The organism is Streptomyces sp. NPDC007971, assembly GCF_042958635.1.
GTDB lineage: Bacteria > Actinomycetota > Actinomycetes > Streptomycetales > Streptomycetaceae > Streptomyces.
Genome location: NZ_JBIBJK010000003.1, coordinates 523224 through 540287, shown reverse-complemented (window position 1 = coordinate 540287; position 17064 = coordinate 523224). Strand labels below are relative to the sequence as shown.

Here is a 17064-nt window from a genome sequence, read left to right as displayed (position 1 = left end):
TACGGCTACCAGGTCACCAACGTCGAGGCCTCGATGTCCTCGCCCTCCTCACTGCTGCACTGGACCCGCCGCATGATCGAGATCCGCAAGCAGAACCCCGCCTTCGGGCTGGGGTCGTTCACGGAGCTCCAGTCGTCCAACCCGGCGGTGCTCGCGTTCCTGCGCGAGTACGAGGACGACCTGGTGCTGTGCGTGCACAACTTCTCGCGGTTCGCGCAGCCCACCGAACTCGATCTGCGGGTCTACGACGGGCGCCACCCCGTCGAGCTGATCGGCGGGGTGCGCTTCCCGGCCATCGGTGAACTGCCCTACCTGCTGACCCTCGCGGGCCACGGCTTCTACTGGTTCCGGCTCACCCGAGTCGCATCCCGCATCGGCCGCCGCTGATCTCCCGGCGCCGAGGAAAGGACGCGTCACCATGCCGAAGACCATCACGCCCCGGCCAAGGGCGGTGGCCGGCGCCGACCGGCCGCCGGCCGCGCTGAGCGGGCTGCTGCGCGACTGGCTGCCCGAGCAGCGCTGGTTCGCGGGCAAGGACCGGCCCGTCACCGATCTGTCGGTGCTGTCCATGGCCGAGCTGTTCCCGGGGTGTCTGCACCTGCTGGTCCATGCCTCGCACGCGCCGGTGCCCACCCCGGGCGGCACTCCCCCGCCCGGCGACTGCTACCAGCTGCTGCTCGGTGTGCGCGAGCACCTCGCCCCGCGTCTGGAGCGGGCGTTCATCGGCCGTGTCGAGGAGGGCGCGCTGGCCGGACTTGCGGTCTACGACGCACTGCAGGACCCGCGCTCCGCCCATCTGCTCCTGGAGCGGCTGCGGTACCCCGGCACGGTGGGTCCCCTCTCCTTCGAGGCGGCCCCGGGCGTCCGTCTGCCCGGCGGGCTCCCGCCCCGGCTGCTGGACGCCGAGCAGTCCAACTCGTCGATCGTCTACGGCGACGCGTACATCCTGAAGGTCTTCCGCCGCATCCAGCCGGGCGTCAACCCCGACCTGGAGGTGCCGGGCGCGCTGGCCGCCCAGGGGTGTACCCGGGTGCCGGCGCCGGTCGCCTGGTTCAGCACGAGCGCACCGCGCCCGGCCACGCTGGGTGTCCTGCAGCCGTTTCTGCCGGACGCCGCCGACGGCTGGACGCTGGCCCTGCGGGCGCTCGCCGCCGGTGAGGACTTCACCGCCGAGGCCCGGGAGCTGGGCCGGGCCATGGCCGAGGTGCACCTGGCCCTGGCCGAGGCGTTCCCGCCGTCCGGGCCCGGCGAGAACGGGCATACGGCCGAGGCGATGTGCGCCCGGCTGGACGCCGCCACGCACGCGGTGCCCGCGCTGCGGCCGTTCGTCCCCGGCCTGCGCGCCGCGTTCGGCGCGCTGGAGACCTGCGACACCGGGCCGCCGGCCCAGCGCATCCATGGCGACCTGCACCTCGGACAGGTGCTGCGGGCCGGGCGCGACTGGTTCGTCATCGACTTCGAGGGCGAGCCGTCCCGCCCGCTCACCGAGCGGCGGGCCGCACAGTCCCCGGTACGGGACGTGGCCGGGATGCTGCGCTCCTTCGACTACGCGGCCCGGCAGCGCCGCCCCTGGCGGCCGGAGTGGGCCCGCCGGTGCCGGGAGGCGTTCTGCGCGGGCTACGCGGCCCGCGCCGGGTGGGACCCGCGCAAGAAGCACGCGCTGCTGCGCGCGCACGAGACCGACAGGGCGGTGTACGAGGTGCTGTACGAGGCGAGACACCGTCCGGACTGGGTGCCGGTGCCGATGGCGGCGATCAAGCGGCTCGCCGTGTGGGGAGGCTGAGGTCATGGCTCTGCGCGACACCGCACGTCCCGAATCTGCGGGACCCGCTGCGCTGACGGTCGTTCCGCTCGACCCGGGCGAGCGCGACCGCCTGCTGGGCGGCGCCCACCACGATCCGCACGCCCTGCTGGGCGCCCACCCGGTACCGGGCGGCACCCTGTTCCGGGCGCTGCGCCCCCACGCCCGCTCGGTCTGTGTCGTGGTGGACGGCAGCCGCAGCGCCCTCGTTCCGGAGGGCGGCGGGCTCTTCGCCGCCGTGCTGCCCTACCCGCAGATCCCGTCGTACACGCTGCTGGTGGCCTACGACGACCTGGAGCAGGAGGTGGAGGATCCCTACCGCTTCCTGCCCTCCCTCGGGGAACTGGACCTCCATCTGATCCGCGAGGGACGGCACGAGCAGCTGTGGCGGGCGCTGGGATCCGAGCCGACGACCCATCAGGGGGTCGCCGGCACCCGCTTCGCCGTGTGGGCGCCGAACGCCCAGGGCGTGCGCGTCGCCGGTGACTTCACGTACTGGGACGGCACGCAGTACCCGATGCGGTCGCTCGGCGCGTCCGGTGTGTGGGAGCTGTTCCTGCCGGGGGTCGGCGAGGGCGCCCGGTACAAGTTCGAGGTCACCTCCCGCCACGGCGGCCGGTTCCTGAAGGCCGACCCGATGGCCCGCCGCACGGAGGTCCCGCCCGCGACCGCGTCCGTCGTCACGGCCTCGCACTACGAGTGGGGCGACGCGCAGTGGATGGCGCACCGGGGCGACACCCCCGTGCACGAGGCGCCGTTCTCGGTGTACGAGGTCCATCTGCCGTCCTGGCGGCCCGGCCTGACCTACCGGCAGCTGGCCGAGGAACTTCCGGCGTACGTCAGGGATATGGGCTTCACGCACGTGGAGCTGATGCCGGTCGCGGGGCATCCCTTCAGCGGATCCTGGGGCTACCAGGTCACCTCCTACTACGCGCCCACCCCCCGCCTCGGCTCGCCGGACGACTTCAAGTACCTGGTCGACGCGCTGCACCGGGCCGGCATCGGCGTGATCATGGACTGGGTGCCGGCCCACTTCCCGAAGGACGACTGGGCGCTGGCCCGCTTCGACGGGGACCCGCTGTACGAACCCGGGGACGACCGGCGGGCCGAGCATCCCGACTGGGGGACGTACGAGTTCGACTTCGGGCGCATCGAGGTGCGCAACTTCCTCGTCGCCAACGCGGTGTACTGGTGCGAGGAGTTCCACATCGACGGCCTGCGCGTGGACGCCGTCGCGTCCATGCTCTACCTCGACTACTCGCGCGACTCCGGGCAGTGGACGCCGAACGTCTTCGGCGGGCGGGAGGACCTGGACGCGGTGGCCTTCCTGCAGGAGATGAACGCCACCGTCTACCGGCGCTGCCCGGGCGTGGTGACGATCGCCGAGGAGTCCACCGCCTGGGACGGCGTCACACGGCCGACGGACGGGGGCGGTCTGGGCTTCGGGCTGAAGTGGAACATGGGCTGGATGCACGACTCGCTGGAGTACGTCCGGCACGAACCGGTCCACCGCAGGTACCACCACCACGAGATGACCTTCTCGATGGTGTACGCCTACAGCGAGAACTACATCCTGCCCATCTCCCACGACGAGGTCGTCCACGGGAAGCAGGCCCTCGTCTCCAAGATGCCGGGCGACTGGTGGCAGCGGCGGGCGAACCACCGCGCCTACCTCGGCTTCATGTGGGCCCACCCCGGCAAGCAGCTCCTCTTCATGGGGCAGGAGTTCGCCCAGGGTGCCGAGTGGTCCGAGGCGCACGGCCCCGAGTGGTGGCTGCTGGACGCGGACTACTGCTCGGCGGGCGACCACCGGGGCGTGCAGGACCTGGTCCGGGATCTGAACACCCTGTACCGGGCCACCCCGGCGCTGTGGCAGCGGGACACCGATCCGGGCGGTTTCCGGTGGGTGCAGTGTGACGCGGCGGACGACAACGTGTTCGCGTTTCTGCGGTTCGACTCCGACGGCTCCCCTCTGCTGGCGGTCTCGAACTTCTCTCCCGTCGTGCGTGACGGCTACCGCCTGTGGGTACCGGAAGGGACTCACGCCTGGCAGGAGGCTCTGAACACCGACGACACCCGCTACGGCGGCAGCGGATCCGGCGTCGGCGCCCCGGGTCCCCTGCGGCCCGAGGACGGGTTCCTGCGTCTCACGCTGCCTCCACTCGCCACTGTCTGGTTGACGCCCGTGCGCTGAGCGCGCAGGTGTCGGCTGCCCTCTCCGGGGGGCAGTCAGGGTCGTACAGACCCACGACTGCTCCTCGTCACATGAACAGAAGGGCGGCCCCACGTGCGCACTGTCGGAGTGGAGGAGGAACTGCTTCTGGTCGACCCGGACAGCGGGGAGCCGCGGGCCCAGCAGCCCGACGTCCTCGCCCGAGCCGTCCAGGACGATCCCGGACAGGACGTGTTCCAGAAGGAGCTGTTCGGGCAGATGCTGGAGTTCGCCACGCATCCGCAGTCGGACATGGCGGACCTCGGCGCCGAGATCGTGCACTGCCGCAAGGAGGCGGCCCGGCTCGCCGGGGAGATCGGCTGCGCGGTCGCCGCGCTCGCCACCTCCCCGCTGCCGGTCACCCCCTCGATCATCAGCGGGCAGGAGCGCTACCGGTGGATGGCCGAGCAGTACGGGATCGCCACCCAGGAGCAGCTGGTGTGCGGCTGCCACACCCATGTGTCGGTGGAGTCGGACGAGGAGGGCGTCGCCGTTCTCGACCGGATCCGGCCGTGGCTTCCGGTGCTGAGCGCGCTCAGCGCCAACTCGCCGTTCTGGCAGGGTCAGGAGACCTCCTACGCCAGCTACCGCAGCCGGGTGTGGCGGCGCTGGCCGTCGGCGGGGCCGACCGAGCTGTTCGGCTCGGCCGAGGGGTACCACGATCGGGTGAAGGAGATGGTGGCCACCGGGGTCATCCGCGACGCGGGGATGGCGTACTTCGACGCACGTCTGTCCGCCCGCTACCCGACGGTGGAGATCCGGGCAGCGGACGTGTGCCTGCGCGCGGACACCACCGTCCTGGTCGCCGCGCTGGCCCGCGCGCTGGTGGAGACGGCCGCCCGTGACTGGCGGGCCGGCCGGCCGCCGCTCGACCACAGCGTGAGCCTGCTCAGGATGGCCGCCTGGCAGGCCGCACGCTGCGGCCTCGACGAGGACCTCCTCGACCCCGTGACCGTGCGCCCAAGGCCGGCCGCGCAGGTGGTGCACGCCCTGCTGGAGCACACCGGGGACGCCCTCGCCGACAGCGGCGACGTTGCCCGCGTCGAGAAGGCCGTCGCCCATCTGATGCGCCGCGGCACCGGCGCCCATGAGCAGCGGCTGCTCATGGAGCGCACGGGAAGTCTGCCGCGCGTCGTCACCGAATGTGTGCGCCGCACCCAGGACTGACGGAGCGTCCGGCGGGGTGGGGGCGCGTGACACGTGTGTTGGGAGCCCCCTGGACACATGCAGATCATCAGCCGATCACGACTTACCTGTTCCGGGCACCGAAACCGCTTCCCTGGGCTACATTCGAGCACCGCCGGACACAGAGCCGACCGGCGGTGTCACCCTCCGTACACTCCGGGAGCAGCGCATGCGCGACGTCGCCCTCGCTCCACCAGCCGTACCGCCGCTGACCGGCGGACTCGCCGACAGCGTCTTCGAGAACGCCGACCGCAGTCCGACGCTGCCCGTCCTCGCACGCCGCCTCGACGGGGCGCCCGGCAGGTGGGAGGAGGTGACGGCGATCGAACTGCGGGACCAGGTGGCCGCCCTGGCCAAGGGCCTGATCGCCGCGGGGATCTCCCCCGGTCACCGGGTGGCCGTGATGGCCCGCACCCGCTACGAGTGGACGGTGTTCGCCCACGCGCTGTGGACCGTCGGCGCGGAGCTCGTCCCCATCCATCCGTCGTCGTCGCGCGAGCAGGTGGAGTGGATCCTGCGGGACGCCCGCTGTGTGGCCGTGGTGGTGGAGGACGACAAGGGCGTCATGACCGTGGGCACCGTGTGCGCGGGCCTGCCGGGGCTCAAGCACGTCTGGCAGCTGGACGCGGGTGCGCTGGCGATGCTGGCCGAGCAGGGAGCGGTCGTCCCGCTGACCACGATGGAGTCGCTGCGCCGGATCGTGCTGCCGGACTCGACGGCGGTCATCGCCTACACCTCGGGCACCTCCGGCCGTGCGCTGGGCTGCGCGCTGAGCCACCGGGGTCTGGCCTACCCGTGCGACACCATGCTCGCCGGCTGGGGGCACACCGCGGCGCCGCCGGGCGAGCAGCCGTCCGTGCTGGCCTTCCTGCCCTTCTCGCACGTGTACGGGATCATGATCCAGGTGCTGTGCCTGCGCGGCGGGGTGCTGATGGCCCACGAGCCGGAGATGACCGAGGCAGCCCTCGCCTCGGCGCTGCGCACGTTCCGGCCGACGTACCTGTACGCCGTGCCGTCGGTGTTCGAGAAGCTGTACAAGACGTTTCTGCGGACCGCCCAGCAGGCGGGCCGGGGCGCGCTGTTCGAGCGGGCGGCGCAGACCGCGCGGGACTTCGCCGAGGCCGAGGAGCGCCGGCGGCTGGGCCGCGGGCCGGGCCCCGGGCTCGACCTGCGGCTGCAGCACGCCCTGTACGAGCGGACGGTGTACCGCAGGCTGCGGGGCGCACTCGGCGGGCGCGTCGTACGGGGCAGCTCGGGAGGTTCGTCGCTCAGCCGGGAACTGTCCCTGTTCTACGAGGGCATCGGGCTGTACATCAACGACGGTTACGGGCTGACGGAGGCCTCCGGCGGGATCACCGTGCAGCCGCTCGGGAAGGAGAAGTCGGGGACGGTGGGCCACCCGCTGCCGGGCACCGCGATCCAGGTGGCCGACGACGGGGAGATCCTGGTGCGTGGCCCGTCGGTGTTCCAGGGCTACATCAGCGACGAGGCCCGTACCCGGGCCGTGCTGCGCGGGGGGTGGCTGGCCACCGGGGACGTGGGGCGGCTGGACTCCGAGGGCTATCTGACCATCACCGGCCGCAAGAAGGACGTGATCGTCACCAGCAGCGGCAAGAGCGTGGCTCCGGCCCCGCTGGAGCAGCGGCTGCGCCTGCATCCGCTGGTGCACCAGGCGGTGGTCGTCGGCGACGACCGGCCCTGCGTCGGTGCCCTGATCACGCTGGACCCGGAGTTCCTCGCGCACTGGCGGGCCGCCCTGGCGCTGCAGGGCGAGTCACCGGGCCGGGAGGCCCGCGAGGAGAACGCGCTCAAGGAGGAGATGGCGCGGGCCGTCGCCTCGGCCAACAGCGCGGTGTCCCGGGCGGAGTCCATCAGGGTCTACCGTGTCCTGCACGAGCCGTTCGCCCCGGACAACGGACTGCTGACGCCGTCCATGAAGCTGCGCCGGGACGCCATCGTGCGGCACTACGCCGCCGAGATCGACGCGATGTACCAGGCCCGTTCCCGCGCGGTGCGGCGGCCGGGCCCGCAGGAGCCGGCCGACTGGGACGAGTCGGACGATGTCTTCCGCTAGGAGCGCTGGGAGGTGCAGGTACTCCGCCGGAAGTGGCCCGGCCGACCGCCGCCGGGAGCCGGCACGGTGCCGGATCCGGGAGGGACGGATACCCGGCCCGGCTCTGGGAACCCGCAGCAGTGGAGTGATCAGCAACGACGACCACCCCGGTCGGAAGGGGCCGTGCGGCCCCGGTCGACCGGGCCGGGGAATGCGAGATGGCGACGGAGCCGCGTTGGGACGACACACAGCCCTCGGAGGAGAAGTACGAGCGTGCGTTCTCCTTCCCGGGTGAGCTGCGCAATGTGACGGGCGCGCGGCTCGCCGCGGAGAACTTCCTGTGCGCTCTCGCCCGGGACGCGCCGCCCGGCACCCCGGAGTGCTGGGACGACATCCTGCTGGTCGTGACGGAGCTGGCCGCCAACGCCATCCAGTACGCTCCCGGGCCCTTCGCCCTGCGGCTGCGCCGGACCTTCGACGGGGTGCACGTGACGATGCACGACACCAGCACGACGCGGCCCGAGCCGCGGCCCTTCCGTCCGAGTGCGGGCGGCGGCGGCATCGGCTGGCACCTGGTGCACACGCTGTGCAGTCAGGTGAGCGTGGTCGTCGACGACCACGGCAAGGACATCCACGTGTTCCTGCCCTGGTGACCGGTGGCACCGGATCCGGGCGAGTTCCGGTTACACCGGCCGCTGCGGGGGCATGTGGTGCCCACGCGTTCGTCTGCCTGCCGCACCCAGCTGGCGGAACGGCTCGGGGCACGGTGGGATCGATGCGGTGGCAGCGATCCGGGGCATGCGGACGACGTCGAGTCTCAACCGCCCGGAGCCGCAGAAAGGGATGGACACCGTGACACGACCCAGGATCCTGGTCGTCGGAGCAGGTTTCGCCGGAGTCGAGTGCGTCCGCCGCCTGGAGCGGAAGCTCGCCCCCGACGAGGCCGACGTCACCCTGGTGACGCCGAACGCCTACCAGCTCTACCTTCCGCTGCTGCCCCAGGTCGCCTCCGGGGTGCTCACGCCGCAGTCGATCGCCGTCTCGCTGCGCCGCAGCAAGAAGTACCGCACCCGGATCATCCCGGGCGGCGCGATCGGCGTGGACCTGAAGTCCAAGGTCTGTGTCGTGCGCACCATCACGGACAAGGTGGTCGACGAGCGGTACGACTACATCGTGCTGGCGCCCGGGAGCGTGACCCGCACCTTCGACATCCCGGGGCTCACCGAGCACGCCTACGGGATGAAGACGCTCGCCGAGGCCGCCTACATACGCGACCACGTCATCTCGCAGCTCGACCTCGCGGACGCCAGCGACGATCCGGCCGAGCGGGCCGCACGGCTGCAGTTCGTGGTGGTCGGCGGCGGATACGCGGGCACCGAGACCGCCGCCTGTCTGCAGCGGCTCACGCACGCCGCCGTCCAGCGCTATCCGCGCCTCGACCCGGGCCTGATCAAGTGGCATCTGATCGACATCGCGCCGAAGCTCATGCCGGAGCTGGGCGACAAGCTCGGCCGCAGCGCGCAGGAGATCCTGCGCAGGCGCGGGATCGATGTCTCCCTCGGTGTGTCGATCGACAAGGCGGGCCCCGAGGAGGTCACCTTCACCGACGGCCGTGTGGTGCCGACCCACACCCTGATCTGGACGGCCGGCGTGGTCGCGAGCCCGCTGATCGCCACGCTCGGCGCAGAAACGGTTCGCGGCCGGCTCGCGGTCACCACCGAGATGACCCTGCCGGGCCACGACGGAGTGTTCGCGCTCGGCGACTCGGCGGCGGTGCCCGACAAGGCCAAGGGCGAGGAGGGCGCGATGTGCCCGCCCACGGCCCAGCACGCCATGCGCCAGGGCAGGAAGGCCGCGGACAACGTCATCGCGACGCTGCGCAACCAGCCGCTGCAGCCGTACGTGCACCCGGACCTCGGTCTCGTGGTCGACCTCGGCGGCAAGGACGCCGTCTCCAAACCCCTGGGCATCGAACTGCGCGGCATGCTCGCCCAGGCGGTGGCCCGCGGTTACCACTGGTCGGCGCTGCGCACCAACGTGGCCAAGACCCGGGTGATGACCAACTGGCTGCTGAACGCGGTCGCGGGCGACGATTTCGTCCGCACCGGCTTCCAGTCGCGCAAGCCCGCCCGGCTGAAGGACTTCGAGTTCACGGACTCCTATCTGACGCCGGAGCAGGTCCGTGCCCGTGTGGAGGGCGGGCCCGCCGGCCGCGCCTGACGTGACGCAGATCACCGGAGACCGTCGATCATTTCCCGGCCGTGCGGCCGTCTACTCCGGTGATCTGCACACGACACGCGAAGAGGATCCTCAGACATGACCGAGAAGACCGTGAAGGGCCCGCAGAGCTACTTCCCCTCGATCGAAAAGAAGTACGGGCGCCCGGTCGCCGAGTGGCTGGAGCTGATCCGGTCCTCGCCCCTGACCCGGCACATGGAACTGGTGGCCTGGCTCAAGTCCGAGCACGGGCTGGGCCACGGGCACGCCAACGCGCTCGTCGCGCACACCCTGGCCGAAGGCAGGTAGTTCCGGCCGTCGTGCGATGCTGGGTCGTAGATCAAGTTCCGGCACGGGAGAGAGCGCGGCGGCGTGAGGGCAGCAGTTCGGTCGGGGTGGGCGCGGATGTGGGACCGGCTGGCGGCATCGGATCCCGGGCTGCTCAGGCTCACCGCGGGCCTGCGCACGGTGACCGCCATCGCCCTCACCCTGGCCGTGCTGGCCCTGCTGCGCGTGCCAGTGCCGCAGTTGGTGGCGGGGGCCATGACGGCGATGGTGGCCACCTTCGCCATCCAGGAGAAGCAGCGCTCCGGGCAGGCGGTGACCCTTGCGCTGGGGCTGCCGGTGGCGCTCGCCTCGATGTCCCTGGGCACCCTGCTGAACCAGCGGGTCGTGGTGGGCGACGTGTTCTTCGTCGTCCTCATCTTCTGCGCCGTCTACGGACGCCGGTTCGGCGACCGCGGCACCGCCCTGGGCCTGGTCGGCTTCCAGATCTACTTCCTCTCCCTGTTCGTGCACGCGGCCCCGTCGGCGCTGCCCGCCCTGTACGGGGTCATCGTCGTGGCGTTCGCCTCCAGCGCCGCCGCCCGCTTCGTGCTGCTGCCGCGGACCCCGGCGGGCACCCTGGACCGGCTGCGCAGGGCCTTCCGGGCCCGGCTCGGGCAGCTGATCACCGCCCAGATCGAGCTGCTGGACGCGGGGACCGAGGACGGGGAGAAGGTCCTGGAGCACCTGCGCACCGGCACCGCGCGCCTGCACGAGACGGCGCTGATGATCCAGGGGCGGCTGGAGGACGGCCCGTTGGACGAGGCGACGGCGCGGCTGCTGCAGCGCCGGATCGCCGACGCCGAGGTCGCCGCCGAGCGGCTCGGTCTGCTGCTGCTCACCTCGCGCAGCGCCGAACGCACGGACACCCTCACCCTGCACCTGCCCGGCGCTCTCCTCCCGCCGGGCGGCGACCTGCCCGTCGGGGACGAGGCGACCGCCGTGCTGCGCCGCGACCTGGAGGCGCTGCGCCTGCTCGTGCTGCGGCCGGCGGGCGAGGCCTCCGGGACCGCGCTGTCACAGGTGCGGAACCGGCTGCTCGGCTACCGGGAGGAGGAGAACCTCCCCACCGCCGCCCCGGCCTTGCAGGACGTCTTCCGTGGCCTCGGCGAGGCCGCCCGGGCCGTGCTCGGGCTGCGTGTCGCCCTGGACGGGCCGCAGGACGAGTCCGACGACACCCCGGCGACGGCCCGCTCCCGGGAGGAGCTGGACGCCGAGGACGCCGCCATCGAGAGCAGTGAGGAGGACGAGCCCGCAAAGGCGGAGCCGACCGGGCTCGGGAGGCCGACCACGCGGGCTGCCGTCCAGGTGGCCGTCGGCTCCTCGCTCGCCATCGTCGGGGGCGAACTGCTGTCCAGCCAGCGCTGGTACTGGGCCGTGCTGACCTGCTGGATCGTGTTCATCAACACCGCCTCCACCGGCGAGATCCTGGTGAAGGGCTACCGGCGCCTGGTCGGCACGGTCCTCGGCGTGGTGGCCGGCATCGGGCTCGCCGGGCTGGTCGGACAGCACACCTGGACGGCGTTCGCGCTGGTGCTGGTGTTCGTGTTCGCGATGTTCTACACCGCGCCCCTGTCCTACACGCTGATGTCGTTCTTCGTGACGGCGATGCTGGGCCTGCTGTACACGCTGCTGAACACCTACAGCGCGTCGGTGCTGGTACTGCGCGTGGAGGAGACGGCCCTGGGCGCGGCCTGCGGTGTGATCGCGGCGGCGGTGGTGCTGCCGGTCGACACCGACCGGCGTACCAACGAGCTGCTCGTCGACGTCCTCACCGAGCTGGCCGACGTCACCCGAGGCGCCGTGGATCAGCTCAGCGGCGGGCCGCCGGACGACCTGGTGGACAAGGCACGCGATCTCGACCAGGCACTGGCCGACCTGCGGGCCGCCACCCAGCCGCTCACCCACCCGGTCAGCCCGCTGCGCTCCCGCCGGGACACGGCCCGCTACGTGGTGGCGCTGCTGGAGACCTGCGCCTATCACGCGCGTTCCCTCGCCGCCACGGCCGAACTGCTGCCCACGCACCCGTCCATCGCGGCGGACCCCCGGCTGCGCGGTGCGGGCCGGCGCATCGTGCACAACATCGAGGCGATCGGCGCACACGTAGCCGACCCCCGGTCCGCGGAGCGGATCGAGACCGGCCCCAGCATCGCGTCGATGCTGGAGCCCGGCACCCTGCGCACCCCGCGCTACGGCCGTGTGACCGACCGGGTGCTGCGGCATCTGCAACGCCTGGACGAGTCGGTGTCGGGTCTGGCCCGGCCGCTGGGCGTCACACGGGAACCGTCGGGGAAGTGAGCGCGCGACGGCCCTCGGGCCGGCCCAGCGCCTCGGCGCGGACGCGGGCGCAGCTGCGGCTGATGAGCCGGGAGACGTGCATCTGGGAGATGCCGAGCCGGTCGGCGATGCGGCTTTGCGTCATGTCCTCGAAGAAGCGCATGTAGAGGATGGCGCGCTCGCGTTCGGGCAGCCGCCGCAGGCCCTGCTTGACGGCCTCGCGGTCGACGACGACGTCGTACGAGGAGTCCGTGGAGCCGAGCATGTCGGCCAGGCTCCAGCCGTCCTCTCCGGTGGCGGTCTCGGCGTCCAGTGACAGGGTGCTGAAGCTGTCCAGTGCCTCCAGGCCGGTGGCGACCTCCTCCTCGGTGAGGCCGGTACGGGCGGCGAGGTCGGCCACGCCGGGTTCGGGGGTGCCGGGGTGCTGGGTGAGTTCGCGGCGCGCCACGCGTACGCGATTGCGCAGCTCCTGGACGCGGCGGGGCACCCGCAGGGCCCACATCCGGTCGCGGAAGTGCCGCTTGACCTCACCGGTGATGGTCGGCACGGCGTAGCTCTCGAAGGCTCCCCGTCCCGGGTCGAACCGGTCGACGGCCTTGACCAGCCCGAGTGCGGCCACTTGACGCAGGTCCTCCACGGCCTCCCCACGGTCGCGGAAGCGGCCGGCGATGCGGTGGGCCATGGGCAGCCACGCGGTGACCAGTTCGTCGCGTACGGCGTCCCGCTCGGGGCCGTCCGCCAGTTCCGCCAGCCGGGCGAAGAGGGCCGCGGTGTCGGGGGCGTCGTCGTGGGTCCGCCGCGGGGAGGCGGCGCAGGTGGTGTGGTGCGTGCCGGAACGGTTTGTCGTCAGGTCGGTCAGCATGCGGATTCGCTCCTGAACGAGGGTGTCGGGGCACAGCCGGAACCGAGATTCCGGGTTCCGGTCCGAACGGTGGTGTCAGGGTTCGCCGCGGGTGCGCCGCCGGCCCTGCCGGGAGAGGGCCCGCGGCAGTACGGTTCCCGCGGGGCGCGCGCCTCCGGTCCGAAGCACGACAGTCCGCCTGCCCGGCCTCCTCGGCGCCAAACGCCGCTCGGGGTGCCGCGGAATCCGCCCTGGCGGGAGCCGGAGTGAAACCGGTCACCCGCCCCGGTCCTGGTTGGGCGAATCCACTCCAGATGGTTTACCGTTCACATACGTGGTGACGGGGTCGACCGGAACCGTCCCCCCTCACCATCGCGAACGGCCCTGGCTGGCCTCCCCCGTCCAGCCAGGGCTTCTTTCCGTCTCCGAACGGGCCCGACGGCACCGATCCGCGTCCTTCGAGGTGCTCGCGACGGTGGCAGCGGCTGAAATGGGCTTGGGGAAAACACCCGACCCGCTGCCGGCGAGGAGTCCCGCGCCATGACCAAAGCGATAAAACTGCTGACCGCCCTCCCGCAGACACAGCGCGAGCGGCTGATGGAGCTGGCCAAGGAGATCTCCTTCCCGGAGGACAGCCGCATCTTCGAGGCGGGCGGCACCGCCGACCGCTTCTGGGTGATCCGCTCGGGCGCGGTCCACCTGGACACGCAGGTCACCTCCCGGCAAAGGGTCACCGTCGCCACGCTCGGCGCGGGCGACATGCTCGGCTGGTCCTGGCTGTTCCCGCCCTACGAGTGGGACTTCGGCGCGGTGGCCTTCAGCAACGTACGGGCCTACGAGTTCGACGGGCCCTCGGTGCTCGCGCTGTGCGTGGAGGACCCGCTGCTCGGGCTGTCGCTGGTACGGACGGTCGCCGAGATCCTCGCCAGCCGCCTGGAGACCACCCGCGGCAAGCTGATGGACCAGTACACGAGCCGGCGCCGCAGCGGCCCTCTTTAGAGCGGCAGCGCCCCTCTGGACCGCCTGCCCCCCGTTGGACCCCCGGGCCCCGTCCGGACCGCCGGGCCCCGTCCGGACCGTCAGCGCCCCTCCGGAAGGTAAGAGCCCTCCGGGGGACCGTCAGGGGCCTCCGCGGACCGTCAGATCCGGTAGCGGCGCAGCGCCGGGATCGCGGCGGCCAGGGCCAGCATCACCACGACGACCAGTGCGCCGCCGCCCGCCACGGCGGCCCGGGGTCCGAACGCGGATCCCGCCGTACCGTGCAGCACGTCGGCCAGGCGCGGGCCGCCCGCGACGACCACGGTGAACACGCCCTGCATCCGGCCGCGCATCTCGTCGGTCGCGGCGGAGAGCAGGATGGCACCGCGGAACACCATGGAGATCATGTCGGCGACGCCCGCTGCGGCGAGGAAGGCCACGGCCACCCAGAGGTTGCCGCTCAGCCCGAACCCGGCGATGGCCACGCCCCAGCCGACCACCGCACCGATGACCATCCAGCCGTGCCGCCGGGCCCGCGAGAACGCGCCGGAGAACAGCCCGCCGAGCACCGCGCCGACCGGGATGCCGGCGAACAGCACACCGAGCGCGAGCCCCTCTCCCCAGGAGGCGAAGGTCTGGGCGGCCAGCTGCGGGAACAGGGCGCGGGGCATGCCGAGGACCATGGCGACGATGTCGGCGAGGAAGGACAGCAGCAGCACCTTGTGCCCGGAGATGTAGCGGAACCCTGCCGCTATCTCGCGCAGGCCCGCCCGTCGGGCCGGCCCCTCGCCCAGCGGCGGCAGCGCGGGCAGCCGGAACACCGCCCACACGGTGACGCACAGGGCCAGCGCGTCGATCAGGTACAGCTCGGGCAGCCCGATCACCGGGATCAGCACACCCGCCAGCAGCGGACCCGCGACCAGGCCGGTCTGCATCACGGTCGAGCCGAGCGCGTTGGCCGCCGGCAGTTCCCCGGCCGGGACGAGGCGGGCGATGGAGGCGGTGCGGGCCGGGGAGTTGAAGCCGAAGAACGCCTGCTGCACCGCGAGGAGCACGATCAGGACGAGGACCGAGTCCAGGCCGGTGGCGGCCTGCGCCCAGAACAGCAGCGAGGTCACGGCGATGCCGATGTTGGTGACCAGCAGCAGCTTGCGCCGGTCCACCGTGTCGGCCACCGCCCCGCCCCACAGCGCGAACACCACCATGGGGACGAGACCGGCGAGGCTCGCGTAGCCGACCCAGGCCGAGGAGTGGGTGAGGTCGTAGATCTGTTTGGGAACGGCCACGGCGGTGAGCTGGCTGCCAACGGAGGTGACGATGGTCGACGTCCACAGCCGCCGGTAGGCGGGGATGCGCAGGGGGCGGGTGTCCATCGCCCAGCGCCGCCAGCCGCGCCGGGGCAGTGGCGCCACGTCCGTCGCGGCGTGGGGTTCGGTGGTGCTGCTCTCGCTCGTGTCCACGGGTGTCCTGGTTGCTCGTTACATCTTTTCGCTTCGCGAGCCTAACCATCTCAGGAATCCATGTACATGCCGAATGGATATGCTCAGGAACCGGCCATGAGCATGACCCCCAGCGCCAGCATGGTGACCGCGACCAGGCCGTCCAGGACCCGCCAGGCGGCGGGACTGGCGAGGAGGCGGCCCAGCAGCCTGGCACCGAACCCGAGGGCCGCGAACCAGCACAGACTGGCGAGGGCGGCACCGAGGCCGAAGGTCCAGCGCAGCGGGCCACGGTCGGCGGCCAGGGAACCGAGCAGGAACACCGTGTCCAGGTAGACGTGCGGGTTGAGCCAGGTCATCGCGAGACATGTCAGCACCGCCCGCCGCCGTGAGCCCGCCGACTCGCCCTCCGTGCGCAGGCCGGTGCCGGGCCTGAGCACCCGCCGGGCGGCGAGGGCGCCGTAGCCCAGCAGGAACGCGCCGCCGACGAGCCCGACCGCGCGCACCGCGCCCGGCCAGGCCACCACCACGGCGCCGACCCCGCCGACGCCCAGCGCGATGAGCAGCGCGTCGGACAGCGCGCAGATGCCGACCACGGCGAGGACGGCGTGCCGGCGCACCCCCTGACGGAGGACGAAGGCGTTCTGGGCACCGATGGCGACGATCAGGGAGAGCCCGGTGCCGAATCCGGCGGCCGCGGCGGTCAGGGCGTGGTTCATGCCCTCGACGCTAGGGAAGCGATCAGTGCAGGTCCAGCTAAAGATTCTTACGTATCCTTAGCGCTCGTGATGACGGAGCTTCCCCTGGAGCAGGTGCGGACGCTGCTCGCCGTGGTGGACGAGGGCACCTTCGACGCGGCGGCCGTGGCCCTGCACGTGACGCCGTCGGCGGTCAGCCAGCGGGTCAAGGCGCTGGAGCAGCGCACGGGCCGGGTCCTGCTCCAGCGCACCAAGCCGGTGCGACCGACGGAGTCCGGCGAGGTGCTGGTGCGGTTCGCCCGGCAGCTGGCCCGGCTGGAGCGCGACGCGCGGGGCGAGCTGGGAATGAGCGGGGCCGGCGAGCCGACGCGGATGTCGGTCGCGGTGAACGCGGACTCACTGGCGACCTGGTTCCTCGGGGCGCTCACCCGAGTGCCCGGGCTCTGCTACGAACTGCACCGGGAGGACGAGGACCACACGGCGGCCCTGCTGCGCGAGGGCCTGGTGATGGCCGCCGTGACCTCCTCCCCCGACCCGGTGCCGGGCTGCTCTGTGCGTGCACTCGGCCGGATGCGGTACCTGCCGGTGGCCGCGCCCGAGTTCGCCCGCAGGCATCTGAACGGGCCCCTGCCGCAGGTGCTGCCCGAGGCGCCGGTGGTGGTCTTCGACCGCAAGGACGACTTCCAGGACGGCTTCGTACGACGGCTGGGCCGCGGGGCCGCGAGCCCCCTCCGGCACCACGTGCCCACCTCCGAAGGCTTCGCGGACGCGGTCGCGGCGGGCCTCGGCTGGGGCATGGTCCCGGAATTCCAGGCCGGACCGCTGCTGCGCGCGGGCCGCCTCGCGCTCCTCGATCCGCAGGAGTGGTCGGACGTCACGCTGCACTGGCAGCAGTGGAAGCTCGATTCCCCCGCCCTGGCGGCACTGGCCGAAGCGGTGTCGGCGACGGCGGCGCGGGCACTGCGGCAATAGGGCGGGCCGCATACCCGGCCCGCGGTCACGGTCCGCGGTCACCCACCCGCGATCGATGACCGCCGTC

At 72.3% G+C, this 17064-nt stretch carries 14 protein-coding genes; 11 read left to right on the top strand and 3 right to left on the bottom strand.

The window, feature by feature from the left end; genetic code table 11:
• The 9 genes from ACFZCP_RS09210 to ACFZCP_RS09170 all read left to right on the top strand — a co-directional run.
• Positions 1–387: alpha-glucosidase C-terminal domain-containing protein (locus tag ACFZCP_RS09210; RefSeq protein ID WP_391425482.1), on the top strand; the 387-nt coding region annotated here is incomplete at its 5' end.
• A 31-nt stretch (positions 388–418) separates the two neighbouring features.
• Positions 419–1783: a maltokinase gene (locus ACFZCP_RS09205; protein ID WP_391425480.1), complete on the top strand. Its 1365-nt coding sequence runs from the start codon at positions 419–421 to the stop codon at positions 1781–1783.
• A gap of 4 nt (positions 1784–1787) precedes the next feature.
• Positions 1788–3995 (top strand): 1,4-alpha-glucan branching enzyme, encoded by a 2208-nt coding sequence (gene glgB / locus ACFZCP_RS09200; RefSeq protein ID WP_391425478.1) that lies wholly within the window; start codon positions 1788–1790, stop codon positions 3993–3995.
• 93 nt (positions 3996–4088) lie between these two features.
• Positions 4089–5180 carry a glutamate--cysteine ligase gene (locus ACFZCP_RS09195; protein WP_391425477.1) on the top strand — a complete coding sequence of 364 codons (1092 nt, stop codon included), beginning with the start codon at positions 4089–4091 and terminating at the stop codon, positions 5178–5180.
• Positions 5181–5367: 187 nt separating this feature from the next.
• Positions 5368–7272 (top strand): AMP-binding protein, encoded by a 1905-nt coding sequence (locus ACFZCP_RS09190; protein ID WP_391425475.1) that lies wholly within the window; start codon positions 5368–5370, stop codon positions 7270–7272.
• A gap of 197 nt (positions 7273–7469) precedes the next feature.
• A complete protein-coding gene (locus ACFZCP_RS09185; protein WP_391425474.1) occupies positions 7470–7904 on the top strand; it encodes an ATP-binding protein in 435 nt (144 codons plus the stop codon).
• Positions 7905–8094: 190 nt separating this feature from the next.
• Positions 8095–9471: an FAD-dependent oxidoreductase gene (locus tag ACFZCP_RS09180; protein ID WP_391425472.1), complete on the top strand. Its 1377-nt coding sequence runs from the start codon at positions 8095–8097 to the stop codon at positions 9469–9471.
• Between the two features lie 96 nt (positions 9472–9567).
• Positions 9568–9777, top strand: a complete 210-nt coding sequence (locus ACFZCP_RS09175; protein ID WP_391425470.1) for a DUF4287 domain-containing protein — start codon at positions 9568–9570, stop codon at positions 9775–9777.
• A gap of 96 nt (positions 9778–9873) precedes the next feature.
• Complete coding sequence (locus ACFZCP_RS09170) at positions 9874–12090, top strand: FUSC family protein (protein ID WP_391425530.1); 2217 nt, start codon at positions 9874–9876, stop codon at positions 12088–12090.
• On the opposite strand, the gene ACFZCP_RS09165 is transcribed toward ACFZCP_RS09170, so the two are convergent.
• Positions 12065–12931, bottom strand: coding sequence for a SigB/SigF/SigG family RNA polymerase sigma factor (locus tag ACFZCP_RS09165; RefSeq protein WP_391425468.1), 867 nt, complete (start codon positions 12929–12931; stop codon positions 12065–12067). The genes ACFZCP_RS09170 and ACFZCP_RS09165 overlap by 26 nt on opposite strands.
• Positions 12932–13450: 519 nt before the next feature.
• Here ACFZCP_RS09165 and ACFZCP_RS09160 point away from each other — a divergent pair.
• Positions 13451–13909 carry a cyclic nucleotide-binding domain-containing protein gene (locus ACFZCP_RS09160; protein WP_361134768.1) on the top strand — a complete coding sequence of 153 codons (459 nt, stop codon included), beginning with the start codon at positions 13451–13453 and terminating at the stop codon, positions 13907–13909.
• Between the two features lie 140 nt (positions 13910–14049).
• Here the strand turns inward: ACFZCP_RS09160 and ACFZCP_RS09155 are convergent, their stop codons facing one another.
• Complete coding sequence (locus tag ACFZCP_RS09155; protein WP_391425466.1) at positions 14050–15348, bottom strand: MFS transporter; 1299 nt, start codon at positions 15346–15348, stop codon at positions 14050–14052.
• 83 nt (positions 15349–15431) lie between these two features.
• Positions 15432–16046, bottom strand: a complete 615-nt coding sequence (locus ACFZCP_RS09150) for a LysE family transporter (protein ID WP_391425464.1) — start codon at positions 16044–16046, stop codon at positions 15432–15434.
• A gap of 66 nt (positions 16047–16112) precedes the next feature.
• Here ACFZCP_RS09150 and ACFZCP_RS09145 point away from each other — a divergent pair, with 66 nt between their 5' ends.
• Positions 16113–16997, top strand: coding sequence for an ArgP/LysG family DNA-binding transcriptional regulator (locus tag ACFZCP_RS09145; protein WP_391425462.1), 885 nt, complete (start codon positions 16113–16115; stop codon positions 16995–16997).
• Positions 16998–17064: the final 67 nt, after the last annotated feature.

What these genes read in the sequence shown, in the direction of transcription:
- ACFZCP_RS09205 (WP_391425480.1), top strand. Translation starts at nt 419, where the DNA reads ATGCCGAAGACCATCACGCCCCGGCCAAGGGCGGTGGCCGGCGCCGAC.
- glgB (WP_391425478.1), top strand. Translation starts at nt 1,788, where the DNA reads ATGGCTCTGCGCGACACCGCACGTCCCGAATCTGCGGGACCCGCTGCG.
- ACFZCP_RS09170 (WP_391425530.1), top strand. Translation starts at nt 9,874, where the DNA reads ATGTGGGACCGGCTGGCGGCATCGGATCCCGGGCTGCTCAGGCTCACC.
- ACFZCP_RS09180 (WP_391425472.1), top strand. Translation starts at nt 8,095, where the DNA reads ATGGACACCGTGACACGACCCAGGATCCTGGTCGTCGGAGCAGGTTTC.
- ACFZCP_RS09185 (WP_391425474.1), top strand. Translation starts at nt 7,470, where the DNA reads ATGGCGACGGAGCCGCGTTGGGACGACACACAGCCCTCGGAGGAGAAG.
- ACFZCP_RS09150 (WP_391425464.1), bottom strand. Translation starts at nt 16,046, where the DNA reads ATGAACCACGCCCTGACCGCCGCGGCCGCCGGATTCGGCACCGGGCTC.
- ACFZCP_RS09190 (WP_391425475.1), top strand. Translation starts at nt 5,368, where the DNA reads ATGCGCGACGTCGCCCTCGCTCCACCAGCCGTACCGCCGCTGACCGGC.
- ACFZCP_RS09165 (WP_391425468.1), bottom strand. Translation starts at nt 12,931, where the DNA reads ATGCTGACCGACCTGACGACAAACCGTTCCGGCACGCACCACACCACC.
- ACFZCP_RS09175 (WP_391425470.1), top strand. Translation starts at nt 9,568, where the DNA reads ATGACCGAGAAGACCGTGAAGGGCCCGCAGAGCTACTTCCCCTCGATC.
- ACFZCP_RS09160 (WP_361134768.1), top strand. Translation starts at nt 13,451, where the DNA reads ATGACCAAAGCGATAAAACTGCTGACCGCCCTCCCGCAGACACAGCGC.